This is a genomic window from Allobosea sp. P5_A5, assembly GCF_056400625.1.
The window spans coordinates 65,208-89,760 of record NZ_JBFUKY010000005.1; the positions used below are offsets into that span (position 1 = coordinate 65,208).

Annotated in this window: 21 protein-coding genes; 5 read left to right on the forward strand and 16 right to left on the reverse strand. The window is 65.0% G+C overall.

Features of this window, described 5'->3' with window-relative positions:
* The first annotated feature begins 112 nt into the window (after nt 1-112).
* Together AC1DR6_RS11925 and AC1DR6_RS11930 are read left to right on the forward strand one after the other, a co-directional pair.
* A complete protein-coding gene (locus AC1DR6_RS11925; protein ID WP_476829448.1) occupies nt 113-1,663 on the forward strand; it encodes an MFS transporter in 1,551 nt (516 codons plus the stop codon).
* A 626-nt stretch (nt 1,664-2,289) separates the two neighbouring features.
* On the forward strand, nt 2,290-2,421 hold the full coding sequence (locus AC1DR6_RS11930) for a hypothetical protein (RefSeq protein WP_476829449.1): 132 nt from the start codon (nt 2,290-2,292) through the stop codon (nt 2,419-2,421).
* Between the two features lie 178 nt (nt 2,422-2,599).
* Here the strand turns inward: AC1DR6_RS11930 and AC1DR6_RS11935 are convergent, their stop codons facing one another.
* Nucleotides 2,600-3,346: an IclR family transcriptional regulator gene (locus AC1DR6_RS11935; protein ID WP_476829450.1), complete on the reverse strand. Its 747-nt coding sequence runs from the start codon at nt 3,344-3,346 to the stop codon at nt 2,600-2,602.
* Between the two features lie 143 nt (nt 3,347-3,489).
* Here AC1DR6_RS11935 and AC1DR6_RS11940 point away from each other — a divergent pair, with 143 nt between their 5' ends.
* Together AC1DR6_RS11940 and AC1DR6_RS11945 are read left to right on the forward strand one after the other, a co-directional pair.
* Nucleotides 3,490-4,638 carry an NAD(P)/FAD-dependent oxidoreductase gene (locus AC1DR6_RS11940; protein ID WP_476829451.1) on the forward strand — a complete coding sequence of 383 codons (1,149 nt, stop codon included), beginning with the start codon at nt 3,490-3,492 and terminating at the stop codon, nt 4,636-4,638.
* A gap of 40 nt (nt 4,639-4,678) precedes the next feature.
* Nucleotides 4,679-5,683: a Gfo/Idh/MocA family protein gene (locus AC1DR6_RS11945; protein ID WP_476829452.1), complete on the forward strand. Its 1,005-nt coding sequence runs from the start codon at nt 4,679-4,681 to the stop codon at nt 5,681-5,683.
* A gap of 147 nt (nt 5,684-5,830) precedes the next feature.
* Here AC1DR6_RS11945 and AC1DR6_RS11950 read toward each other — a convergent pair whose 3' ends face one another.
* From AC1DR6_RS11950 to AC1DR6_RS12020, 15 genes are all read right to left on the reverse strand, one after another.
* Complete coding sequence (locus AC1DR6_RS11950; protein WP_476829453.1) at nt 5,831-7,636, reverse strand: ABC transporter ATP-binding protein; 1,806 nt, start codon at nt 7,634-7,636, stop codon at nt 5,831-5,833.
* Nucleotides 7,633-8,538: an ABC transporter permease gene (locus tag AC1DR6_RS11955; protein ID WP_476829454.1), complete on the reverse strand. Its 906-nt coding sequence runs from the start codon at nt 8,536-8,538 to the stop codon at nt 7,633-7,635. Before AC1DR6_RS11955 ends, AC1DR6_RS11950 begins: the two co-directional genes overlap by 4 nt.
* Nucleotides 8,535-9,476, reverse strand: a complete 942-nt coding sequence (locus AC1DR6_RS11960; protein ID WP_476829455.1) for an ABC transporter permease — start codon at nt 9,474-9,476, stop codon at nt 8,535-8,537. Before AC1DR6_RS11960 ends, AC1DR6_RS11955 begins: the two co-directional genes overlap by 4 nt.
* 4 nt (nt 9,477-9,480) lie before the next feature.
* Nucleotides 9,481-11,025: an ABC transporter substrate-binding protein gene (locus AC1DR6_RS11965; RefSeq protein WP_476829456.1), complete on the reverse strand. Its 1,545-nt coding sequence runs from the start codon at nt 11,023-11,025 to the stop codon at nt 9,481-9,483.
* Nucleotides 11,026-11,075: 50 nt separating this feature from the next.
* Nucleotides 11,076-12,245 carry an NAD(P)/FAD-dependent oxidoreductase gene (locus AC1DR6_RS11970; protein ID WP_476829457.1) on the reverse strand — a complete coding sequence of 390 codons (1,170 nt, stop codon included), beginning with the start codon at nt 12,243-12,245 and terminating at the stop codon, nt 11,076-11,078.
* Between the two features lie 5 nt (nt 12,246-12,250).
* Nucleotides 12,251-12,673: a Rid family hydrolase gene (locus AC1DR6_RS11975; protein ID WP_476829458.1), complete on the reverse strand. Its 423-nt coding sequence runs from the start codon at nt 12,671-12,673 to the stop codon at nt 12,251-12,253.
* Nucleotides 12,674-12,912: 239 nt separating this feature from the next.
* On the reverse strand, nt 12,913-13,674 hold the full coding sequence (locus AC1DR6_RS11980; RefSeq protein ID WP_476829459.1) for a 5'/3'-nucleotidase SurE: 762 nt from the start codon (nt 13,672-13,674) through the stop codon (nt 12,913-12,915).
* Between the two features lie 14 nt (nt 13,675-13,688).
* The gene (locus tag AC1DR6_RS11985) at nt 13,689-14,837 is read right to left on the reverse strand and encodes an MBL fold metallo-hydrolase (RefSeq protein ID WP_476829460.1); all 1,149 of its coding nucleotides are present in this window, start codon (nt 14,835-14,837) and stop codon (nt 13,689-13,691) included.
* Entirely contained in the window at nt 14,834-15,916 is a 1,083-nt protein-coding gene (locus AC1DR6_RS11990) for an ABC transporter ATP-binding protein (RefSeq protein ID WP_476829461.1), read from the reverse strand. The genes AC1DR6_RS11985 and AC1DR6_RS11990 overlap by 4 nt, the downstream gene beginning before the upstream one ends.
* Entirely contained in the window at nt 15,904-17,616 is a 1,713-nt protein-coding gene (locus AC1DR6_RS11995; protein ID WP_476829462.1) for an ABC transporter permease, read from the reverse strand. The genes AC1DR6_RS11990 and AC1DR6_RS11995 overlap by 13 nt, the downstream gene beginning before the upstream one ends.
* A gap of 12 nt (nt 17,617-17,628) precedes the next feature.
* Nucleotides 17,629-18,642, reverse strand: coding sequence for an ABC transporter substrate-binding protein (locus AC1DR6_RS12000; protein WP_476829695.1), 1,014 nt, complete (start codon nt 18,640-18,642; stop codon nt 17,629-17,631).
* Nucleotides 18,643-18,781: 139 nt separating this feature from the next.
* On the reverse strand, nt 18,782-20,035 hold the full coding sequence (locus tag AC1DR6_RS12005; RefSeq protein WP_476829463.1) for a dihydrolipoamide acetyltransferase family protein: 1,254 nt from the start codon (nt 20,033-20,035) through the stop codon (nt 18,782-18,784).
* Complete coding sequence (locus tag AC1DR6_RS12010; RefSeq protein WP_476829464.1) at nt 20,035-21,057, reverse strand: alpha-ketoacid dehydrogenase subunit beta; 1,023 nt, start codon at nt 21,055-21,057, stop codon at nt 20,035-20,037. Before AC1DR6_RS12010 ends, AC1DR6_RS12005 begins: the two co-directional genes overlap by 1 nt.
* Nucleotides 21,047-22,057 (reverse strand): thiamine pyrophosphate-dependent dehydrogenase E1 component subunit alpha, encoded by a 1,011-nt coding sequence (locus AC1DR6_RS12015; RefSeq protein ID WP_476829465.1) that lies wholly within the window; start codon nt 22,055-22,057, stop codon nt 21,047-21,049. The genes AC1DR6_RS12010 and AC1DR6_RS12015 overlap by 11 nt, the downstream gene beginning before the upstream one ends.
* Nucleotides 22,054-23,403, reverse strand: coding sequence for an NAD(P)H-dependent oxidoreductase (locus tag AC1DR6_RS12020; RefSeq protein WP_476829466.1), 1,350 nt, complete (start codon nt 23,401-23,403; stop codon nt 22,054-22,056). The genes AC1DR6_RS12015 and AC1DR6_RS12020 overlap by 4 nt, the downstream gene beginning before the upstream one ends.
* 167 nt (nt 23,404-23,570) lie before the next feature.
* Between AC1DR6_RS12020 and AC1DR6_RS12025 the strand changes: the two genes are divergently transcribed.
* Nucleotides 23,571-24,551 (forward strand): sugar-binding transcriptional regulator, encoded by a 981-nt coding sequence (locus AC1DR6_RS12025; RefSeq protein WP_476829467.1) that lies wholly within the window; start codon nt 23,571-23,573, stop codon nt 24,549-24,551.
* Nucleotides 24,552-24,553 lie beyond the last annotated feature (2 nt).

Genomic DNA, 24,553 nt, shown 5'->3' on the forward strand with positions numbered 1-24,553 from the left:
ATCGGCGCAGACGCTACTTAGGCGATCATTCCCTTCAGATTATCCTGTTTGCACGAAAAGGCGAACGCTCGTGCAGTCGTGCGGCGGCCGAGCATCGACAGGACATCACGCCATGACGAAAACCACATTACGGCCTCAAGCGGCCGAGCAAGCGCTCATCCTCTTGGCCGTCTGCCTCGCCGCGGCGGCGATGCCGCTGACCTTCACCGGGCCGGCCGTGGCGCTGCCCGCGATTGGCCGGGCGCTCGGCGGCAGCCCGATCGCGCTCAACTGGGTGACCAACGCCTTCATGCTGACCTTCGGCTCGAGCTTGATGGCGGCAGGCGCCCTGGCGGACGCCTATGGCCGCAAGCACGTCTTCCTCATCGGCGTCGGGGCCTTCGCGATCCTCTCCGCGGCGCTCGCCGTCGCGCCCGACATCCTCTGGTTCGACCTCGGGCGCGCGGCGCAAGGCATGGCGGCCGCCGCCGCCTTCTCCAGCGGCATGGCAGCGTTGGCGCAGGAGTTCGACGGGCCGGCCCGCATCCGCGCCTTCAGCATCGTCGGCACGAGCTTCGGCGTGGGCCTGGCCTTCGGGCCGATCGCCTCGGGCCTGATGATCGACGCCTTCGGCTGGCGCAGCATCTTCGGGCTCGTCGTGACGCTGGCCGTGCTTTCCTTCCTGCTGGGAACCCGCTTCCTGAAGGAAACCCGCGACCCGGACGCCGCTGGGCTCGACTGGCCCGGCGCGCTGAGCTTCACAATGGCGCTCGCGCTGTTCACCTATGGCGTGCTGCTGGCGCCCGAGCGTGGATGGAGCGATCCTGCCGTGATGGGACTGCTCACCGGCGCGGTCGTCCTGTTCGTCGCCTTCGGAATCATCGAACGTCGCGTCGCGCGGCCGATGCTGGATTTGACCCTGTTCCGCTATCCGCGCTTCGTCGGCGTGCAGTTACTGGCGGCGGCGCCGGCCTATGCCTTCGTCGTGCTGCTGGTCCTGCTGCCGGTGCGCTTCATCGGCATCGAGGGACTGAGCGAGATCGCGGCGGGCCGCCTGATGATCGCGCTGTCCGCGCCGCTGCTGATCCTGCCGATCGCGGCGGGGCTGCTGACGCGCTGGTTCGCGTCGGCGACGATCTGCGGCGTCGGCCTGCTGGTGTCCGCGGCCGGCCTGTTCTGGCTGTGCCGCATGCCGGTCGGTGGCGACGTCATGGGCCTGATCGCGCCGATGGCGCTGATCGGGATCGGTATCGCCTTGCCCTGGGGGCTGATGGACGGGCTTGCCGTCAGCGTCGTGCCCAGGGAGCGCGCCGGCATGGCGACCGGCATCTTCAGCACCACCCGCGTCGCGGGAGAGGGTGTGGCGCTCGCCCTGGTCAGCGCCGTGCTGTCGGCCCTGACGGCGGGGCATCTAACCGTGGCAGGGGCTGGCGCCGACGCGACCCAGGCCGCTCAACGGCTCGTCACGGGCGATCTCGCCAGCGCCGCCGGCGCCCTGCCGCGCATCGGTCACGCAGGGCTGGTCCAGGCCTATGGTGATGCCTTCGCGACGCTGCTGCTGATGCTTTGCGCCATCACAATCATCACCGCGATCGTCGTCTTCGCCTTTCTCAGGCGCAGAGAGGAACCGGGAACCGCGCCATCGGTGGACGCAGAAGGGCGCCTCTGCACATCGGAAGCCTGACTTGGCTCGCTCCGTCGCGGCATCAACGAGCGGCGCGCAACCGGCAAAGACAGCAGGCGAGGCTAACACAGGCGGAAGCGTCCGTGGTTGCGGTAGTCATCATTGCTTGGCCACGTCCGGTCGAGCGATTGCGCTCTATGACAATGTCTCGCCGTGCACCGCATCTCCGGCACAGATTTCGAGTCAATCCAGCGATCTGCGTCTCGGATGTCGTAACCGATCCAGACCGCTCTTCGGCGTTGGATTTCATGCCCCATCATGCTACTAACGCGGAGTTATCGGCTTCACCACTTCGCTTTAACACCCGACCCACGCGGCCAAAAAAAACTCGTTGAATTTCAATGACTGGAAGCCCGATATGGAGGTTCGAGTCCTCTCCTGGGCACCACTCTTTTTCGCGTTTCGCGTCAAAGAGTTAAGCATTGATAAGGACTTGGGTGGTATCCGGTTTCACACTGCGGTTTCACACCATGGCTCTTCGATGCCTCATCCTTTGGCTACCAAGTCGGGATCGTGCTATCTGACCGTGAAGGTGAAGACGGCGCTGCGCGGAACCGCGCGGCCGCACCCTTACGCTCCCCCTCGGTAATTCCCACGCCACCGTAACCGTCGCCGACAAGGTGTTCGTGTCGTTGCGGACAAAGGATCCCGAGACCGCCAAGATGCGCTTCCGCCTGGCGATGCATGCGCTCGATCAATATTTCGACGCGCTCGCGAACGACGAGGTCGTTGAGCTGGCCGATGCGCGAGGACAGTGAGGCGGCCGAGGCGCCGCTCCTCCGAGACGAAGCGTTCGAGCTGCAGATCATTGCGGCCGGAGTCGATAGAGATAACACGACGCCTTGATGGCAAACCCGCGATCGGAACGACCGCTGGAATTCCTGCGCCACCTGGTTCCGCGGCGACGTGAAGAGCCACCTCGCGGGGGCGGCGATCTCAGATACAGCGTGCAATCTCGCTCCGGATCAGCCCGGCGATGGTCACCGCGCGGTCGGGATCGAGGCTAGCGGCCGGCAGCGCGATCGAGATCGAGGCAGTAGCATCGTTGGGGCTCACCGGAATCGGCACGGCGACGCCGCCCGCATCGGAATAGGTTTCGCCAATGTCGTAGCTGCATCCCTGAGCAATCGCGCGCGCAAGCTTGTCGCGCACTCTGGCGGCATCGGCGCCATTGTATTGGCCGTAGCGGGGTGCATTCTGCGCGATCACGGCGTCTCGCGTGACGACATCGAGCCCCAGCATGATCGCCAGGCTGCCCGGCCCGATGCCTAGCGGGACGCGCCCGCCGATACCACCGGTCAACGTCTGCACGAAGGATGTGCCCTCATGCATGTCGATGCAGATCGCGTCGAACCCAGCCCGCGTCAGCAGGAAGCTCGATTGTCCCGTCTTCGCCGCAACCTCCATCACGGCCGGGCGGAACCGCCTCGCCAGTTCGCTGGTCGAACTCGAGCGGTTGGCGAGCCCATAGATCGCCGGGCCGAGCCGGTACTGGCCGCGTTTTCCGGTGGCTTCGACGAAGCCGCGGACCGACAGGGCCACAAGAGAGCGCCGCGTCGCGGATTTGGCATCGCCCAGCGTTTCCGAGAGCTGCTGGAGCGACAGGCCCGGCACGCCGGCACGGCCGAGATGAACCAAGATCTCGGCCGCCCGTTCGACATTTGTCGAGCTTTCACTGACCATGCCGCTCTCCCCTTCTCCAAAAAATTCCGATAACCGGCATGATAAGGCATTTCAATTACGTTATTTGGAATCGTGTTGACGCTTCCTGACCGAGCCGCCAGTCTGCATCAGGGTTTCGGGCCGCTCAGCGAAGGAATTGCCGCATGGCGGACGTGGTTGTGATCGGTGCTGGCATCAGCGGAACGGCCACCGCCTATGAACTGGCCGTCGCGGGGGCGAAGGTCGTCCTGATCGACCGCTATGCCCCGGCCGCCATGGCCTCGGGCTGGACTCTTGCCGGCGTGCGACAATCGGGGCGCCACCCGGCCGAGTGGCCCCTGGCGAAGGCTGCCGTGGCCCGCTGGACCGATCTCGACGCACGGCTCGATGGCGCCACGCATTATCGCCGTGGCGGCAATCTGCGCTGCGCCCGCGACGCGGCAGAGGCTGCGAAGATCAGGGCGCTCGTCGAGGCGCAGCGGGCCGATGGTTTCGACATTTCGCTGGTCGAAGGCGCAGACATCCGTCTCATCGCGCCGCTCGTCTCCGAAGAGGTGGTCTGCGCCTCGTTCTGCGCGACGGACGGCCATGCCGACCCGATCGCGACCGTGGAGTCCTATCTGACCGCGGCCCAGCGCCTGGGAGTGACGACGCGCTTCGGCGAGCGCGTGCTGTCGATCAGCGTCAAAAACGGAGCCGTGACGGGGGTCGTTACCGACAAGGGCCGCGTCGCGGCGGATGCTGTCGTTGTCGCGGCCGGCGTCTTCGGCAATGACTTGCTCGATCCCCTGGGGATTCATGTGCCTTTCGAGACGATGAGCGCCACCATGATCCGTTCCGTCGCGATCCCGCAGCAACTGGTTCCGGTCGTCGGCGTCGCCAACGGCGACACCACGGTGCGGCAGGAGGCTCATGGAGAGATCCGCTTCGGCGGCGGCCACGAGGTCTGGGACGGCACGATGAGCGAGGATCCGCTGCCCTCGGTCCGGCCGGGTGCGGCCAGCATCTGCGACCTATTGGCACGCTTCACGGCGCTGCTGCCGGCCTTCGCCGGTCTCAGGATCGACAGGGCATGGTGCGGCCTGATCGACCAGACGCCGGATGCGATCCCCGCGATCGAGGCTTTTGAATCGCCGCGCGGCCTGGTCGCGGCCATGGGCTTCTCCGGTCACGGCTTCTGCCTCGGGCCGGTCACGGGCCAGATCCTCAGCGCGTTGGCACTCGGCCAACCTTCGCCGCTGCCAATCGAGCCCTTCCGACTCGGCCGGTTCAATAGTGTGTCCGCCAGGCAGGCGGTAGAGCTGCACGGCTGAAACGTTCGCTACAACACACCAGAACAGCGAGGAACGGCAGATGGAACCTGTGCGTTGGGGCATTCTCAGCACGGCCAAAATCGGCACGGACAAGGTCATCCCTGCGATGCAGAAAGGGCGCGCCACGAGTGTGGTCGCGCTCTCTTCACGCGATGGCGAACGGGGACGGGAAGCCGCGGCCCGACTCGGCATCCCTGCGGCTTACGACAGCTATGAGGCGCTGCTCGCCGATCCCTCGGTAGAAGCGGTCTATAACCCGCTTCCCAACCATCTGCATGTGCCCTGGAGCATCAAAGCGATGGAGGCGGGCAAGCATGTCCTGTGCGAAAAGCCCGTCGCGCTCACTGCGCAGGAGGCCGGGCTGCTCGTCGAAGCCGAGAAGCGCACCGGCAGGCGCGTGGCCGAGGCCTTCATGGTGCGCCATCATCCGCAATGGCTTCGGACGCGTGCGCTGGTCACCGATGGCGCGATCGGCGAGGCGCGTTTGATCCGCACGGTCTTCGCCTACAGCAATGCCGACCMCGGCAATATCCGCAACCAGGCGGAGATCGGCGGCGGCGGGCTGTACGACATCGGCTGTTATGCGATCGCGAGCGCGCGCTACCTGTTCGGCGCCGAGCCTCTGCGCGTCATCGCTACGGTCGAGCGCGATCCGGTGATGAAGATCGACCGGCTTGTCAGCGGGCTGATGGAGTTCCCCGGCGGGCGGCAGCTCGTGTTCTCCTCCGCGACCCAGCTCGCGGCGCGGCAGCATGTCGAGATTCTCGGCACGAAAGGCCGGCTGAGCGTGAGCGTGCCGTTCAATCCCGATCCCGCGAAGCCCACCGAGCTGGTCATCGACGACGCACGCGATCTCTATGCCGGCGGCGCCGTCCGCGAGAGCTTCGACCCTTGCGATCCCTATACGGCGCAAGCCGATGCCTTCTCGGAGGCGATCCGGCTGGACAAGCCGTTCGACCACCCGATCGCAGACGCGATCCTGAACATGCGCATTATCGACGCACTGTTCCGCTCGGAAACAAGCGGACGCTGGGAAGCACCCTGATCGGAAGCGGCTTTTGAACCTATTGCCGTCATTGCGAACGCATAGAAGCAATCCCAGACGTCTCGCACAGCCATTCTGGATTGCTTCGCTGCAATGACGGCTAACGATTGCAAATGACTCAAACCCCAATCCTGAGCGCGGTCAGATTCAAGCGTCCTCAGCCACCAGATGCCCCTCCGCCGCCTGGCGATATCGCGGCGGCGGCGGTTCGTAGCCCAGCGGGCGGATGGGGCTTTTCAGTTCTTCTGTCGCGCTAACGCCCTCGAACCGGCCGCGCGCATCGGGGTTCGCCACTGGGACGGCCGCGAGCAGCCGGCGCGTATAGGGGTGTTGCGGGTTCTCGATCACCGCCGCGCGCGGGCCCATCTCGACGATCTGCCCGAGATACATCACCGCGATTCGATGGCTCACACGCTCGACGACGGCCATGTCGTGGCTGATGAAGAGATAGGCCAGCCCGTAATTCTCCTGCAGGTCGATCATCAGATCGACGACCTGGGCCTTGATCGAGACGTCCAGCGCCGAGACTGCCTCGTCGGCGATGACGAGTTTGGGATCGAGCGCCAGCGCGCGGGCGATCGCGATGCGCTGGCGCTGGCCGCCGGAGAATTCGTGCGGGAAGCGCGCCATCCGCGACGGTTCGAGGCCGACACGCTTCAGCAGCGCCGCGACGCGGTCGTCGACTTCCGAACCCTGCGCGATGCCATGGACCCTGATCGGTTCGGCGATGGCCGAGCCGATGGTCTGGCGCGGATCGAGCGAGCCGTAGGGATCCTGGAAGATCATCTGCATGCGCCGCCGCGCCAGGCGTAGCGCGGCCGGATCTCCGGTGAGCACGTCGATGCCGTCCAGCACGATGCTGCCCGATTGCGGCTCGACCAGCCGCAGCAGGCTCTTGCCGGTCGTCGACTTTCCACAGCCGGATTCGCCGACGAGCGCCAGGGTTTCGCCGGCTTTTACGGTGAACGAGACGTCCTCCACGGCATGCACGGCACCGGTCCGGCGGCCGAAGAACCCCGAGGTGATCGGGAAACGGGTAACGAGATTGTCCACTCGCAGGAGCGGCTGCCCTGCCGGCGGTTTTTCCCCTGACGACAGGGTCTCGGGCCGGGCAGGCGTGCTGCCCAAGGCTTGCGTGAAGCGGCGTGGTGCCGTGCTGCCGGCCATGTCGCCAAGACGCGGCACGGCGGCCAGAAGCGCCTTGGTGCAGTCGTGGCGGGGCGCCTCGAACAGGTTGCGCGTCGTGCCGGATTCGACCAGTTCGCCATGGCGCATCACGACGACGCGGTCGGCAGTCTCGGCGACGACGCCCATGTCGTGGGTAATAAACAGGATCGCGGTGCCGCTCTCACGCTGGAGTTCGGTGAGGAGTTGCAGGATCTGCGCCTGGATCGTCACGTCGAGCGCGGTGGTCGGCTCGTCGGCGATCAGCAGCCTGGGCTTGCAAGCCAGCGCCATCGCGATCATCACGCGCTGCCGCATACCGCCGCTGAGCGTATGGGGAAAGTCGGTGAAGCGGCGTTTGGCGTCTGGGATGCGGACCTTGTCGAACAGCCGCAGCGCCTCGGCCTCGGCCGCCTTCTGCGAGACAACGCCATGGTAGCGCAGCGCCTCGGCGACCTGGAAACCGGTCCTCAAGACAGGATTCAGGCTCGTCATCGGCTCCTGGAAGATCATGCCGGCGAGCCGCCCGCGAGCGCTGCGAAGGGCGTCGCCGCGCAACCCCAGCATGTCGGTGCCAGACAGCGAGATCTTGCCGGCGATCGTCGCGGTCTCGGGCAAAAGCCGCATGATCGAAAGCGCGGTGACGCTCTTGCCGGAGCCGGATTCGCCGACGAGCGCGACGGTCTCGCCGGCCGCCACGTCGAAGGAGACGCCCTTCACGGCCTCGAACCGGCCGAAGCCGATCCGCAGCCCTTCGACGCTCAGGACTGGAGAGCGCTGATCGGTCACGCTTCCACCTTCAGCTTGGGATCGATCGCATCGCGCAGACCGTCGCCGATCAGGTTGAGCGAAAGGACCAGCACCAGCACGGCCAGGCTCGGCACGAGCGCCAGCGCATAGCTGTCGAGGATGTTCTCGAAACCCTCGCGCACCATGCCGCCCCAGGTCGGCGTCGGCGGCGCGATGCCCAGGCCGATGAAGGCGAGCGAGGCCTCCGTTCGAACGGCTGTCGCCATCCACAGCGACGCCATCACCAGAATGTCGGGCAGGATGTTCGGCAGGACATGGCGGAACATGATGCGCATGTCGGAGAAGCCGAGCGCGCGCTCTGCCTGGACGAATTCGCGCTCGCGCAGCGCAATCACCGGAGCCCGCGCGATCCGCGCGAAGGGTGGAATCGCCGTGAAGGCGATGGCGATGACGATGTTGGTCACCGTCGCGCCCAGCATCGCGACCAGGATCAGCCCGAGGATCAGTGCCGGAAAAGCAAGCACGACATCCATCGCCTGCATCACGACGATGTCGAGCCGTCCGCCGAAATAACCGGCGAGCAGGCCGATCAGCGTGCCGATGACGACCGCCACCACGATCGAGGTCAGGCCGATGATCAGTGAATAGCGGGCGCCGACCAGCAGGCGGGCCAGAGTGTCGCGGCCGTAATAATCCGTACCGAGCCAGTGAACAGCATCGGGAGATTGGAGCCGGGAGGCCATGTCCTGTTCGATCGGGTCGAAGGGGACGATCAGGGGGGCGAGCACCGCCAGGATCACGATCGCGCCGAAGATGGCGGTGCCGACCCAGGTGGTGATGTTTCCGGCGAAGGCGCGCTTCAGCGTCTGGCCGCAGAGCCTTAGCAGCGAGGCCAATTCGGAGGGACGGCGCGGCGGGGCCGCTTGCGTCTCGTCGCTCATTTGAACGTCACCCGCGGATCGACGAGGCCGTAGACGAGGTCGGTGGCGAGGTTCACCAGCACGACGATCAGCGTGTAGATCACCATCATGCCCTGCAGCATCGTATAGTCGCGCTGCGCCAGCGCGCCGACGATCAGCTTGCCGAGGCCCGGCCGGTTGAAGACGATCTCGGTCAGCACCGAATTGCCGATCAGGATGCCGAGATAGAGCCCGACCACGGTGACGACGGGGATCAGGCAATTGCGCAAGGCGTGGCGCCAGACGACGACGCGCGCCGGCACGCCCTTGGCGCGCGCCGTGCGGACATAGTCCTGGCTCAGAACCTCGAGCATCGCCGAACGGGTGACGCGGGTGACATAGGCCGCCATGATCAAAGCGAGGTTGATCGCCGGCAGCGCCAGCTCGCGCAAGCGCCCCGCGAGCGTTGTCGCCTGCCCGCCGCTGATCACCGGAAACCAGCTCAGCGCGATGGCAAAGATCAGGAGGAGTACGATTCCCGAGACGAAGGCAGGTGCCGAAAGCCCGACAAGCGAAACTATCCGCGTGACGTAGTCTGGAATGCGGTTGCGGTGCACCGCCGCCCAGACTCCGGCCGGCATGCCCAGCGCGACGCCAAGGACCAGTGCGAGCCCGGTCAGTTCCAGCGTATAGGGCAGGACGTTCAACACCTCCTGAACGACCGGACGCCGCGTCACCATCGAGACGCCCCAGTCCCCCCCGATCGCGCCGAGGATGAAGCGGGCATATTGCGTCGTCATCGGCAGATCGAGTCCAAGCCGGGTGCGCAGCGCCGCTATCGTCGCCGCCGAGGCTTGGTCGCCGAGGATGACCATGGCGGGATCGCCCGGCAAGATCCGGACGACGAAGAACACCAGCGTCAGGACGGCAAAGAGCGTGACGAGTGCAAAGCCCAGGCGCCGGAGAACGAAGCCTGCCATCGGCTCAGTTGGCCAGGCGCGTGGTCTCGTCGATAGGCGGCGACAGGCCGAGCGAACCCACGACCTTGTAGGCGAATGTCAGCTTGTTCTTCCACGCCCAGGGCTGGCCCATCTCGTACATCGGCACCGCGCAGACCGCGGCGACGATTTTCTTCTGAGCGGTGGCCCAGAGCGCCTTCTGCTTCTCGATGTCGGGCTCGGTGCGCGCTGCCTTGATCTCGGCATCGGCGACATCGCAATGGGCGAAATTCGTCACGGCCGTCGGTTTGCCGATGCTGCTGGCGGAATCGAAGAACTGGGTCAGGAAGGTATCGGCGACGGGGAAGCGAGCCGCGCCGTAGTAGACCACCTGCGACAGGTCTTGCCGGATCTGGGCGTGGAAGGTCGGATGATCGACCAGCGCCAGCTCGAGATTGATGCCGGACGCCTTGAGCTGCGACTGGACCACCTGCATCGTCGTCAGCATGGCGGGCAGGGTCGTCTGGATCGACTTGATCGTCAGCCCGTTCGGATAGCCGGCCTCGGCCAGCAGCTTCTTCGCCTGCGCCGGATCGTACTGCGGCAGGGGCAAGGCGACATGACCGAGATAGCCGTTTGGAACGACAGAATCGGCGGCCTTGGACAGCATCGTTCCGCGGAACTTGACCAGCGCATCGCGGCTGACCGCATGGGCGATGGCTTGGCGCACCCTGATGTCGTCGAGCGGCTTCTGGGACGTGTTGAGGTAGATCGAATGGATCTCGGTGGGGCCTATCACATCGACCGTCGTCTCCGGCAACTGGCTCATGCGCTTGATCCAGCTATCCTCGAACTTGCCGTTGACGAGGTCGATCTCCCCGGCCTGGAAAGCCAAGTCGCGGCTGGAATCGGAAGCCATGTAGCGGAACAGGATTTCCTTGATCTGCGGCGTGCCGCGGAAATACTTCGCGTTGGCCTGCAAGCGCACGAATTGCTGCGGCTGGTATTCGACGACCTGGAACGGCCCGGTGCCGACCGGTTTGCGGGCGAACTCGTCGCCCAGCGCCTCGACCGCCTTGCGGCAGACGATGTTGCCACCATGATAGGGCACGAGCAACCCGAGCAGGCTCGGCACCGGCTCCTTCAGCGTGATCTTGACCGTCTTCGCGTCGGGCGCCTCGATCGACTGGAAGGCCTGATAGTCGGCAAAGAAACTGGAGGTCTCCTTGGTCGCCGCGCGGTTGAGCGAGTAGACCACGTCATCGGCGGTCAAGGCACCGTATTCGCCCTGGCACTGCACATCGGCGCGCAGCTTGAAGGTCCATTCCTTCTTGTCGGGCGTCGAGGTCCAGCTTTCGGCGAGATCGGGCTCGATCATCTCGGGGCTGATCTGGCCGGGCTTGATGCGCACGAGGCCGTTGAAGATCCAGTTGACGACATTGACGTCGAGCGTCGCGGTCGCGCGATAGGGGTCGAGGCTCGCCATATCGTTGCCCGGCACGGCGACGCGCAACGTCTGCGCCTGCGCACCAGCCCCGAGAAACACGCCGATGAGAGCCGCCGCCCCGAATGTCCTGATCCTGATAGCCATGCCATTCCCCTGTTCTTGTTGAAGGCGAAACGTCGTGGGCGATGCGTGTCCTATCCGTGCAGTGTCGCCGGCTCCGCTGCATTGCGAAGAGCGGAGAAGCGGCGGATTCCGAAGGGCTCGATTGGCATCCGCGACGGCCGCCCTTGCACCAGGTCGGCGAGGATGCGCCCCGTGATGGGGCCAAGGCAAAAGCCGTGCCCGGAAAAGCCCATCGCCACGACGACGCCTTCCGTCTCGAGCGAATTGTCGAGCACCGGCAGCGCGTCCGGCGTCAGATCGATCAGGCCCGCCCAAAATTCCTCGATCTGCGCGCTTGCGAACGCCGGAACGACTTCGCCGAACAGCTTTACGACCTCGGCCATGCTGTCGCCGGTCGGGAGCACCTTCGGGCGTGGACCTGCCTCCGTCGCCGTCTCCTTCAAACCGCCATGCCAGTCCTGCAGCCCGCTGGTGACGCGGAAGCGGCCGTTGAATTCCTGGCGTCCGGCGCAGTCGGCATTGGCTACGCCAATGACCTGCCGGAGCGTGGCATCGAGCGGCGTCGACCGCAGCACGGTGACCATCGGCACCTGCAAGGGCACCTCGTAGCCGAAGGGCTGCAAGAGTTCGTTTCCGAAAATCCCGGCCGCGATCACCACCCTGCCCGCCGGAATACGGCCCTTGTCGGTCAGGACGCCGGTCGCGCGGCCACCGCTGGTCTCGATGCGCAGCACGCGCTCTCCGAACCGCGTCGTGGCGCCGAGCCGCTTGGCGGCCTCGACGAAGGCCATGACTGTCGAGGCGGGGTCTGCGCTGCCGTCGGTGGGACAATGCGAGGCTGCCAGCACGCGTTCGGACAAGGCCGGTGCCAAAGTCCTGATCTCGGCATTGCTGGAGAGGAACGTCAGGTCGAGGCCTGCCGCGTTCTGTTGCTCGACCAGGGCGGCGATGACTGGGATTTCCGCCTCGGTGCGGGCCAATCGCAGATTGCCGCCGCGCTGGTAATGGGTCTCGCCACCGAGTTCTTCGGCGAGCGTGTCCCAGATCTCGACGGCGGCCTTCGCCAGCGGCAGCTCGGCGGGGTGGCGCCCCGACTGGCGCACCCCCGCCAGCGTCCAGCCCGACGCCATGGCCGCCGGGCCGAAGCGATCAACCAGGATGACGTCGAGCCCTTCCTTGGCGAGCTCGTAGGCGGTTGCAGCGCCGCTGATCCCCGAACCGATGATAACGACGTCGGCCATTGCTCTCACACCGTGACGGATGTGACGATGTCGGGCGTGGCGGGATCGCGCTTGTAGGCGACCAGCGCCAGTTCGACCTTCATCTCCGGATGCGGCAGCGGCCCGATATGGATGGTGTGGGCGGGGTCGATCCCGCGGATACGGTCGGCGATCGTGGCTAGAACCGCGCCGAGATCGTCGGGGTGCCCCACGCAGACGGTGAAGCGCACCGTGTCCTGCAGGCTTGCGCCAACGGCATGAAGCGCGCCTTCGAGATTGTTAAGCGCCTGCGTCGCCTGCGCCGCGACATCCTCGGACATTTCGCGGGTCTGATAATTACGCCCCGCCGTGTTCGACGAGTAAATCCAGTTCTCGACCTTCACGAGCCGCGAGAAGCAGTACAGCTCCTCGAACTTGCTTCCGCTCTTCACCCGCTCGACGACAGCCATGCGATCACTCCTGTTGACCCTATGGAAGGTCGGGATCGCGACGCTGTCAATCATACACCGTTAATCGGTCCATATTTTTTTAGATGTTCCGATTAACGGAATAACGCGTGTTCGATTCTTGTCGGCAGTGGGACAAGCCGTACCGCGCATCGCTGGCTGACAATGGCGCCACGAAGAAGGGCGGGCAGCCGGAATACGGACGTGACGCTGCTGCTTGGACCGCTAGCTACGGATTCGGACTATGCAGGCGGAGTGAGGTCATCGTTCATTCCGGATGCAAGCGATCCATCGAGGGGAGCGCCGTCGGTCCAGCAGTGCCGCACGATGGCGATGCGCCCGGAGTCGATCAGATCATTCTCGTCGCCGGGCTGCGTGGAGTAGCTCCGACCGCGCCGAATTCGCCAGACGATACGGTCCTCTTCGCTGGAGATAATGTCCGCAGCGCCTGCGATCTTGTCGCGGCCAATGCGTGCGAGGCCTACATTGGCTGGGAGATGCTTTGGCAGGTTCACACTCAGCCAAGCACCATCGCGCATCCATTGATCCCGCCGCTTCCAAAGGCTCTCGATCAAGGCGGCCAATGCTGCAACCTCGAGCTCGCCGGAGTCACCGCCCTTGTTCCGGGAGAGCCCGATGGCTGGCAGTCCCCAGAAGCAGGCCTCTCGCGCGATCGATAATGTGCCCGAATAAGCCGCATCCTCACCCGTGTTGCGGCCATCATTGACGCCGGACAGCATCAGGTCGGGCTTACCGCCGTCGCTGAAGAGCACGGTCATTGCACCGACGACGCAATCGGCAGGAGTGCCCGATAAAGCGTAGACCTGTGGCTCGCGGCGAGACAGGACGAGATCCCGATCGAATGAGAGATGATGGCTGGCCGCGGTCCATTTGCGCTCAGGTGCAACGACCCAGATATCTGAGCTGAGGCGCCTAGCGGCTGCCCTCAGCAGAGCGATGCCTGGAGCGTCGATGCCGTCGTCGTTTGCAATCAAGATACGCATGATAAAACCCTGTTCTAGATCTCGATGACCTGGCCGGGACGCGGCGTTGGGTCCAGACCCGGAATATTGGCGGCAAGTGCTGCGGCCGTCCCCGAATCGCAGGAATGGGCGAGCACGACCAAAGCACCGCTGGCGGCGGCAATCGCTGCGTTCTCCAGCACGGTTGGGTGAGTTGGAAAGCGCAGCCATTCGGCCTCGCCCGCCACGAGCATCGCATCTCCGGGGCTGCCGCTTGGCAAATGCCCGGTCAATAGAACCGGATGCCGCTCGATCCGCGCCTGGTTCAGTGCCGCGCGTGAGGGGCCCGACAAGCCCATTCCGTCGTGGCAGAGCAACGCGGCCTTCGGCAGCGCCATGCCGACGCTCCAAAGTTCAGCTTCAGCGAGGCGTCGCGACAGCCGCGTGGCAACGCCGCAGGCTAGCCAGCCCTCAGCCGCGATTTGCTGCGCCAGTGGCTCGCGCATGGACCGCTCGATCGCAATCGGCGTCTCGATCAACCCGAGCAGTTCGAGTGAGCGGCCGCTTAATGGCGTAGGCAGCACCGCTCCGCCTGAATGGGCACGCAGCCAGTCGGTGACGGCAAGACCGCGCGCAGCGGCGGATATGCGGTCTGCCCCGTAGGAGGCGTCAACGAGGATGAGGTTGCAGGGCGGCAACGGGTCCATGGCAAAGACGGGGCTCGCCGGAACCACGTCGCCGCAATAGCCGACGCTACGGCCGCCAGCGGAAAGATGACACCAGACGCCGCCGACGACATGGCCGCTGCGGCCCGTCAAGACCGTTAGCGATCCGATCGCGAAGGGGCGACCGGCTTCGATGAGTTCGATCGAAGCCCGACCTGCCAGAGCGGCCTCTTCCGGCGTCGCGTAGGCTGCGAGCGTCGCTCCCGCTTCCGCCGCCGTTTCGGCCGTCATCAAGATGCGCCCGGCAAAACCGTTGGCGATGCACCAGCCGAGGGCTCCGACATGGTCCTCATGCGCATGCGTCACGATAATCGCATCCGTGGCCGCGAGCATCTCGGAGGTTGTTGCGGGATAATAGCCCGCCCCGCGCTGGGCGCTGGTGTCGACACCGACATCAAGCAGCACGCGCGTCGAACCATGCTCGACGCCGATGCAAGTGCGGCCCTTCTCCCCTACCCCGCCATGGATCCGAACCTTCATGCGGCGAACTCTGGGATCACCCAGCCATCGGAGATGCTGAGGCTAATGACGTCTCCGGGCTCGGCGGGGGCGGGCTCTGCGGCATCGAGATGAAGGACCACGTCATTGCTGGCGATCGGGCGGGCCTCCATGCGGAAATGACCGCCTTGATAGGACAGTCGTTCGACGCGGGCGGGAATGCCTCGGCCGTCGCCGTTCGTCTCGCCCACGCTGAAATCGCGTGCCCGCAGACATAGGCTGGCGGTTCCGGTCGTGGGCTGATCCGCGCGGCAGCGCACCACGGCCTCGACGCCAAGCACCTGCACCTTGCAGCGCCCCGCCTCGGGCGCCGACAACACCTGTGCAGGCAGCACCATGCCGTCTCCGATGAAACCGGCGACGATGGCGTTGGCGGGTTCACGATAGAGCATCGAGGGAGTGGCGAGCTGGAGCAGCTTGCCGCGATCCATCACCGCTATCCGATCAGCGAGGGCCATCGCCTCGGCCTGATCATGGGTGATGTAGACCATCGTCGTGCCGGTGCGTTCGTGAAAGCGGGAGAACTCCTCCTCCATCGAGGCACGAAGATGCACGTCGAGATTGGCGAGAGGTTCGTCAAGCAGCACCAGCGACGGCTCGGTGACGAGGCAGCGAGCCAGCGCCACGCGCTGGCGCTGGCCGCCCGAGAGCAGTCCCGGCCGCCTGTCGGCGAAACCGGTCAGGCCGACGAGTTCGAGGGCGGCCGTAACGCGCTGCGCCCGCTCTGGATCGCGCACGCCTGCGACCGTAAGCCCATAGGCGACGTTCTCGGCCACGGTCATATGCGGCCAGAGCGCATAGGACTGGAAGACGACGCCGATCTTGCGATGCTCAGGCGGAACATGCTGGGACCCGGACGAAACCAGCCTGTCGCCAATGGTGATCGAACCACCGTCGAGCTTGTCGAAGCCGGCGATCTGGCGCAGCAGCGTGGTCTTGCCGCAGCCGGACGCGCCGAGCACGGCAACGAATTCGCCATCCTCGACCGTCAGCGAAACCTCGTCGAGAGCCGTGTAAGTGCCAAAGCGCTTTTGCGCTCGATCGATGGTCAGTCGCGCCACGGCAGCACTCCCTGTGGCAGTTTATGGGCGAATGTCAGCGTCGACAGCATCAGCCCGACGGTGACCAGCACGGTGATGGCGGCGAGCGCAGAGGCGTAGGTGGAATCGCCACCCTGTTCGAAGGAGAAGACGACGACGCCGAGCGTCTCAGCTCCCGACGACCAGAGCAGCGCCGAGACGGTGAGTTCGTTGAAAGCGGTCAGGAAGATCAGCATGGCGCCTGCCACTGCCGCTGGCGCCACCAGGGGGAAGATGATGGTCACAAGCCGACGCGGCAGCCCGGCACCTGCGATCTGGGCAGCCTCCTCCAGCGTGCGGTCGAGCTGGAGATAACCGCTGACGATCGGCCGCAGGCCGAGCACCAGGAACCGCGCCAGATAGGCGAACAAGATGATCCAGATTGTGTTGTAGAACGACCAGCCGAGAACCGGCAGCGGCTTCAGAAAGAGCAGGATGGCTGCGATGGCGAGCACGACACCGGGCATGGCATAGGGCAGTTCGGCGGCGACATTGAGCAGCCGAAGGAGCCGGGATTTCTTCCAGACGATGAAATAGGCGAGCGGCACGCAGATCACGACGATGACGATCGCGGCGGTGGCCGACATCAGGAAACTGTTGAGGAAGGCGCGCTTCGAGGCGGCATGCTCGAACAGCACATAGGCGTAGTTGCCGAGCGTTGCGGTCCTGGCATTCAGCGGCACGCCGAAGGCCGGGATCAGGGAGGTCGTCAGGAGGCCAAGGAACGGCAGTGCCAGAACGAGGATGGCAAATGTCCAAAGCGCAGTTTCGACGAGTTTGCGCCAGCTGCCGAGCTCGAAGCGGCGCATCGCACTGGAGGTCGTTGTGATCCGGAAGTCGCGGCGGCGCAGCACGAAATCCTGGAAGAGGATGCCAGCCATGGCGATCACGCCGATCAGCAGCGAGAGGACCGCAACCTCCGACAATACGCCCGGCCCGAGCCCCGCAAGGCGCTGGTAGACCAGCGTCGGCAAGACGACGAAATTGCCGGGGATGCCGAGGAAGGCGGGAATGCCGAAATTGCCGAGGCAGGAGACGAAGCAAAGCGCGATGCCTGCCACCAGCGGCGGTGTCATCAGCGGCAGCACCACGGTGCGAAGGACGGTGAGCGGGTTGGCACCGGCGGAGAGACCGGCCTCGATCAGTTCCTTCGGCAGGGCCCGCAGCCCAGCCCGCAGGGTCAGGAACACCAGCGGCGCATATTGCAGGCCGAGCAGCAGAATGATGCCTTCGCGCGAATACAGGGGATTGCGGCTACCAAGGCCCGGCGCCATGCCGATGAGCTTGAGAAGCGTGCTCGACGGGCCGAAAAGCTGCAGCCACGCCAACGCCGTGACTTGCGGCGCGATCATCAGGGGAAGGACGAAGCAAAAGGTGAAGGCGTTGCGGGCGCGGATGTCGGTCAGCGAGGTAACAAGCGCGACCACGCCGCCGATCGAGACCGCGAGGATCGTGCCCGCCACGGCGACGACAAGGCTGTTGCCCGTCGCCGTCCAGGTCGCAGGGCTGGCGAAGACCTTTCCCAGCGAGGAGGTCGAGAGCTGACCGCCGGGGGCAAAGCCCTCAACGACCAGGCGCCCGATCGGCAGCAGCGACAGGAGCGCGACCAGGATGACAAGGCCCCAGAGCAGGCCTGTCTCCTCGAGCCGGGTCCGCGCCGTGGAGGCATCCGCGAACGACATTAAGACCTGCGCTCAGTTGCCGAACATGGTGGCAAAGCGGCTTTTGTCGGCCTCCGTCGCCTTGACCACGGCGGCGATATCCGACGCCATCACGTTGATCTTGGTGCCGGCCGGCAGCCAGGAGGGGGCGCCGACGCTCGGCTTGGCTGGAATGTATCCCATGGCGAGGGCGAGCTTTTGGCCGTCATCTGACAGGATGAAATCGACGAAGGCCTTGGCAGCTACTTCATTCTTGTTGGTATTCAAGATCGCGACCGGCTCTGTGACGGCGGGCGCGCCTTCTGTCGGGAAGATGAAGTCGATCGGCGACCCCTGCGCTTTGGCGTTGTAGGCCATGAAGTCGACCAGCACGCCATAGGCCTTCTCGCCGGTCGCGACCGCACGTAGCACTGCACCATTGCCGCGCACGGCGACCGCATCGTTGGCCTTGAGCTCTTCGAAAAGCTTCCAGCCAATATCCGGACGGGCCGTCATGGTCGAAAGCATGATCGCTGCCGCACCGGAATAGAGCGGGCTCGGCATCGAGATCTGGCCCTTGAGATCGGGCTTGCCGAGATCGTTCCAAGAGGTCGGACGGGTCTTGGCGCCTGTATTGACCGCGATCCCGGTGGTGATCAGCTTGGAGCCGAAATAGGTCTTGTCCACATCGAAGGAGCCGGACTGCAGCCCCTCGACCTTGGCCCCGGGATAGGCGAGCAAGCGTTTGTCCTTCTTCAGGACTTCCATGCTGGCAGCGTCCGCGATCAGCAGCACATCTGCGCGCGGCTGGCCGGCGGAGATTTCGGCCGCGAGCTTGCCCATGACCTCGGTGGTTCCGGACCGGAAAATCTCCACGTCGATATTGGGATAGGCCTTCTTGAAGGCGGCAGTTGTCTGAGCTGCGTCCTTCTCGGGCTGCGAGGTGTAAAGTACCAGCTTGCCTGAGGGCGCCTGGGCGAGAACGGGGCCGGCGGCAAACAGCGTCCCGAATGCGGCGGCAAACAGCGTCCCGAATGCGGCGGCAAAGACGAGGTTGCGTCTGGTCATGGTCATAGCGGTTTCCTCCGTTGGCTTGCCGTCCGTTCCGCCGAGTGGCGTCGGACGATCTTCGTCAATTCGTTCTGGCAGCGTAGTCTATCGGCAGCGGCAGGCGGCGCGCTTTTGGAAAGCGCTGCCGCCTCTCAAATCACAACAAGACCTCCGGGTATTCCAAGGCTTCGCGCAGGTCTGCCATGAACCGTGCGGCGGTGACGCCGTCGACGATGCGGTGGTCCGACGACAGGGTGAAGCTGGCCATCGGCCGCAGCACGATCTGCCCGTCGCGCCCGACAGGCTTGTCGACAGTGCGGCCGATAGCGAGAATCGCGCTCTGGGGCGGGTTGATGATCGCGGTGAAACTGTCGACCCCGTACATGCCGAGATTGGATATGGTGAAGCTGCCGCCACCGAGTTCGGCCGGCGTCAGGCTGCGCTTTGCGACCCCTTCGCGCAATCTGGCGAACTCGCTTGTCATCGTCAGCATGTCCATACCGCCGGCATTCCGCAGCACCGGCACGACGAGATCGCCTTCGCGCTCCATGGCGATGCCGATGTCGATACGCTCATGCAGGCGCGTTGCCTCGCCCTCGGCGGAGGCGTTGATCAGCGGATGGTCCCGCAGCACGCCGGCCACGATCCGGGCGATCAGCACGGTCAAGCTCGGCTTGGGCAGGGACAAGCGCTCATGCCTGGTCGATAGCCGGCGCAGCAGGTCGCGGGCCGCACCCATCTCGATCTCCGAAGTGAGATAGAAATGCGGTGCCGTGCGCATGCTTTCGGAGAGCCGGCTCGCAACGATGCGGCGGATCGCCGAAAAAGGCTTCAGCGTTCCCTGGGCTGCCATCTCGCCCCGCGGAAGGGGGACCTTCACGACGGACGTATCCGCGGCGGCGTTTTTCGCGGCGTCCCTCAGGGTGAGGGCCGAGCTGACATCGCTCTCGCTGATCCGCCCGCGCGGTCCGCTTCCCTTGATCGTCATGAGGTCGAGGCCATTGAGGCGCGCGATCCGGCGAGCGAGCGGCGTGGCGCGCAGGCCGGCAGATGCGGGTGCGGTGGAAGACACGGACCTGGCAGGCAAAGCGTCGGCTGGGGCGGCCGAATTGGGCGCTGGCGCGGATTCTCGAGCGGGCGAGGAGTCGGCAACCGGTGTATCGCTCGCCTCGCCCTCGAGATAAATCCAGGCCACCGGCGTGCCAACCGTGATCGCGACGCCAGTTTCGGTGCGGATGCGCCGGATCGCGCCGGTCGCGGGGGCTTCAACCTCCATCACCGCCTTGTTGGTGCCGATCTCGAAGATCGTATCGCCCTGACGGACATGGTCGCCTTCCTTGACATGCCAGGCTTCGATCGTGCCCGATTCCATGTCCATGTCGACCTTGGGGAGGATGACCTCAACAGGCATCAGGCCTCTCCGCGACGGATGAGGTTCTGCGCCGCGGCGACGATGTCGTCCTCCTGCGGCACGGCCGCCTTCTCCAGCACCGGGTTGTAAGGAATGGGCGCATCCGCACCGCCGAGCCGAATGATCGGCGCGTCCAGAAAGTCGAAGACCTCGCTTTCGGCGATCATGGCCGAGATCTCGGCGCCGATACCCATGGTCTTGACGCCCTCATAGACGACCATGAGCCTGTGCGTCTTACGCACGCTTTCGGCGATGGTGGTGAAGTCGATCGGGCGGATCGATCGCAGGTCGATCACCTCCGCCGAGATGCCCTCTTCCGCCAGCCGCGCGGCGGCTGCCTGCGCCTTCAGCGCCATGATCGAAGAGCCGACGATGGTGATGTCGGTGCCCTCGCGACGGATGGCGGCCTGTCCGATCGGAACGCGATAGGCCTCTTCGGGAACATGCCCCTTGGTCTTGTAGAGCAGCTTGTGTTCGAAGATCAGCACAGGGTTGGGATCGTCGATTGCAGCGAGCAGCATGCCTTTGGCATCGTGCGGCGTGCTCGGCTGGAGCACCTTCAGCCCCGGCACATGGGCGAACCAAGCCTCGAGGCTCTGGCTGTGCTGGGCCGCCGCGCCGGTGCCGGAGCCCCCGGGCAGGCGCACCACCATCGGCACGCTGGCCTTGCCACCGAACATGAAGTGGATCTTGGCCGCCTGGTTGACGAGCTGTTCCATGGCAAGCGTGACGAAATCTGAGAACTGGATTTCGAGCACCGGCCGCATGCCTGTGATCGCCGCACCGACCGCCGCGCCCGCAATGCCGAGCTCGCTGATTGGCGTATCGATGACGCGGTCCTTGCCGAAGCGATGCACAAGGTCCCCGGAGACGCCGAAGGCGCCGCCATAGACGCCGACATCCTCGCCGAAAAGAAAAACGCGCTCGTCGGCTTCCATCGCCTGCGCCAGCGCTTCGCGCGCAGCCTCGGCATAGGTCAGCTCGCGCAATTGTACGGGTGGCTCGATCAATTCAGAGCGCATAGACGTCACGGGTCAGGTCTTTCGGGTCGGGGTCCGGACAGGTGCGGGCGAATTCGACCGCCGCGTCGATCTCGCGCTGGGCCTCCTCTTCCAGCGCCAGCAGCTCTCCCGCGTTAAAGCGGTCATGCGACTGCAGCTCGGCTTCCAGCCGGCGGATTGGATCCTGACCGCGCCAATCCTCGATCTCCTCCTTGGTGCGGTAGAGGTTGCGGTCGCTTTTCGAATGGCCGCGCAGGCGATAGGTCTTGCACTCGATCAGTGAGGGACCGCCTCCAGAGCGGGCCTTCTCGATTGCTTCGCGCGCGACGGCGGCGACGCCGGCCAGGTCGTTGCCGTCGAGGCAATGGCCAGGCATGGCGTAGGCGCTGGCGCGATCGGCGACATTAGCCACCGCCATGGCCCGCGCGATGTCCATCGACATGCCGTATTTGTTGTTCTCGCAGACGAAGACGACCGGCAGCTTCCAAATCGAGGCCATGTTGAGCGCCTCGTGAAAAGCCCCTTCATTCGAGGCGCCATCGCCGAAGAACACCATGCAGACGCGGCCGTTCTTCTGCGCCTTGATGCTCATCCCGACGCCGACCGCAATTGGCAGGCCGCCGCCGACGATGCCATTCGCACCGAGATTGCCACCCTCGACATCGGCAATGTGCATCGAGCCGCCGCGGCCCTTGCAGTAGCCGGTCTCCTTGCCGAAGAACTCGGCGAACATCAGCTTCGGCTCGGCTCCGCGCGCGATGCAGTGGCCGTGGCCGCGATGGGTCGAGAGGATATAGTCGTGGGCTTCCAGAGGCAGCGTCGTGCCGACTGCGCTCGCCTCCTGACCGATCGAGAGGTGCATCGTGCCGTGGATCAGGCCGCGCATGTAACTCGCTTCGGCCGCCTCCTCGAACTTGCGGATCAGGTGCATGCGCATCAGCGCGCCGCGTAGCGTTCCGTCGTCGAGCGCTGCCAACTCCGGCCGCTGGTTAGGGCGGGCGGCTGTGTCTTCTGCCATCATGCCGAAGCTCCAAGGGCTGCGATCATCGCCTCTTGCGCGCGTCGCACCGCGACGATGTTGAGGCGTTCGTCGGGGGCTGCGTCGGCGAGCGTAATGAGTTCGCCCTTGCGGACGGCCTTCGTCACGGTCGCACCCTGGGCAAGGCCGATCGGCAAAGCGTGGCGGGCGAGCGCGTCGATGCGCGACAGGGCGAAACCGCGATAGGCATATTCGCCGATGGCATCGAGCGTCTCGCCGACCGCGATATCGCGCTTGGCGACACAGCCGACCTCGGCCGTCGGGATCGGCAGCGGCTTCATGTGGCTGAGGCCGAAGAGCACGGCGGCTGCCGCCGAGAGCGGCACTTCAAGGCTGGTCAGGTGATAGGGCCGGAAAAAAGAGTAGTAGGGGCCGGGGCCGAGATGCAGGTCGCTCATCCGCTCGCGGACGCGCGGATGACGCATCTCGGCGACGGCGAAGACGCCTGGCGCGACGCCCTTTGCTACCGAGAAGTCGACCACGCCCTTGGTCGAGAGCAGGCCGCCCTCTTCCTTCGGGCAGAAATAATCCTGAAGCTCGGCACGCGGCGCGGCGGGGCCGTGCATGCCGGGCACGTCGGGCACGAAGCCGCAAGCGTTAGCGATGGCGACCATCTCGACCATTGTCTTCGAGCCGTCGACGAACTCGACCAGCATGCGCGGGTTCATGTTCCGCCGCGTGGCCTCCTCGACATAGTCGGCCGGCACTGCATCGATGCGGAACGGGTTATTCTTGCCCTTGCCCGCGGCCACGACGGGATACCCCATGGCGCGGACGAAATTGATCAGCTCCATCGCGGCGGCAGGCTCGTCGCCGGCGCCGAGCGTATAGACCACGCCCGCCTTCGCCGCCTCGGCGGCGAGATAGGAGCCGATGGTGATGTCGGCCTCGACATTCATCATCACGATGTGTTTGCGCGCCGCGATAGCGCTCAGCGCCACCCGCGAACCCGCCTCCGGATTGCCCGTCGCATCGATGATGACGTCGACCAGCGGCGACCGGCAAACCAGATCGAGCGAGCTCGTCACCGCGATCCGCCCGACCCGCTGCGCCGCAGTCAGTTCCATCTCGTCGGATACGATCGTCACCTCGCGCCCGGCGAGAGCCGCAGCGCGCGAGACCCGGTCAGGCGCGATGTCGGCTACCGCCGTAATCTCGATACCCTGCATCTGCGAGATCTGGACGACGATGTCAGTGCCCATCTGGCCAGCGCCAATGAGCCCGACCCGGACCGGCTTGCCGAGCTTTTGGCGATGATCGAGCGCCTCAGCCAACGTCATGCCGGACGCCATCGGCATTCCTGTCGGCGACAAAAGTTCGGAGGCCATCAAATTGTCTCCACCCAAGAATGATTTTTTATCAGAACATATGTTCATTTAGAAGCACAAAAGATCATTGAACTTGTCCTGTCAAGGCGTCAAAATGATTGCCGTGTCCCAAAGGACGGACGATGGTCGGCCGGTGATGCTTTGGCCCCGAACGAGGACAATTGGCGGTGGACGCAGACGAACGATGGGCCAACGGCCACGAACTCGCTGCAGACGCCAAGGTCCGAGCAGCGTGGCTCTACTATGTCGAAGGGCTCACACAGGAGCAGGTCGCTGATGCGCTGGGGCTAAGCCGGATCAAGGTCATTCGGATGCTTGCCGCCGCGCGCGCGGAAGGCGTTGTCAGGATCCGCATCGATGCCCGCTCTGCGGCACAGGTAGGGCTGGAAAGACGTGTCGCGAAGGCGTTGGCCCTCGAGGAAGTCATCGTCGTGCCGACAGCGCGCGACGCGGCGAGCATACCGGCTCTCGTCGGATACGCAGCCGGGGTTTGGCTATCCGGCATGCTGAAAGACCAGATGTCCTTGGCCGTTGGATGGGGGCAGACACTATCTCTAGCGCTACGCGGCATGCAGCCCCGTCAGATCGACGCGATGTCCGTCGTCTCGTTGCTCGGCGGACTGACCCATTCACGGAGCATCAATCCTTCTGCGGTGGCGCGTCGTGTCGCCGATATGTTTGGCGCGGACTGCTTTCAGCTCACGGCGCCGGTGTTCGTCTCAAGCGCGGAGATGCGAGCTGCTCTGTGGCAGGAACCCACATTGCGTGAGCTACTGGATCGGGCGAGAGCTGCGGATGTAGCCTTGCTCAGCGTCGGAAATGTCGGGCGAGACTCGACCCTGTTTCGTGAAGGGCTCTTGCCAGAGTCAGACCTGACGTCGATAAAAATGGCGGGCGCGGTCGGCGATTTGCTTTGCCATTTCATCGATGCCGAGGGAAAGGTCGTGGATCATCCCGTCAATCACCGTATTATGGCAGTCAACCCGCTGGAACTCTCGGGCATCGGATTGGTGGCGATCGCAGGGGGCGGCGCCAAAAAGGCCCCCGCTCTTCTCGCGGCCTTGCGCGCCACGGGCGCGAAGGTTCTCATAACTGATGAAAGCGCCGCAGATGCGCTCTTGGCTGGAACAGGCAAAAACATTGACTGACA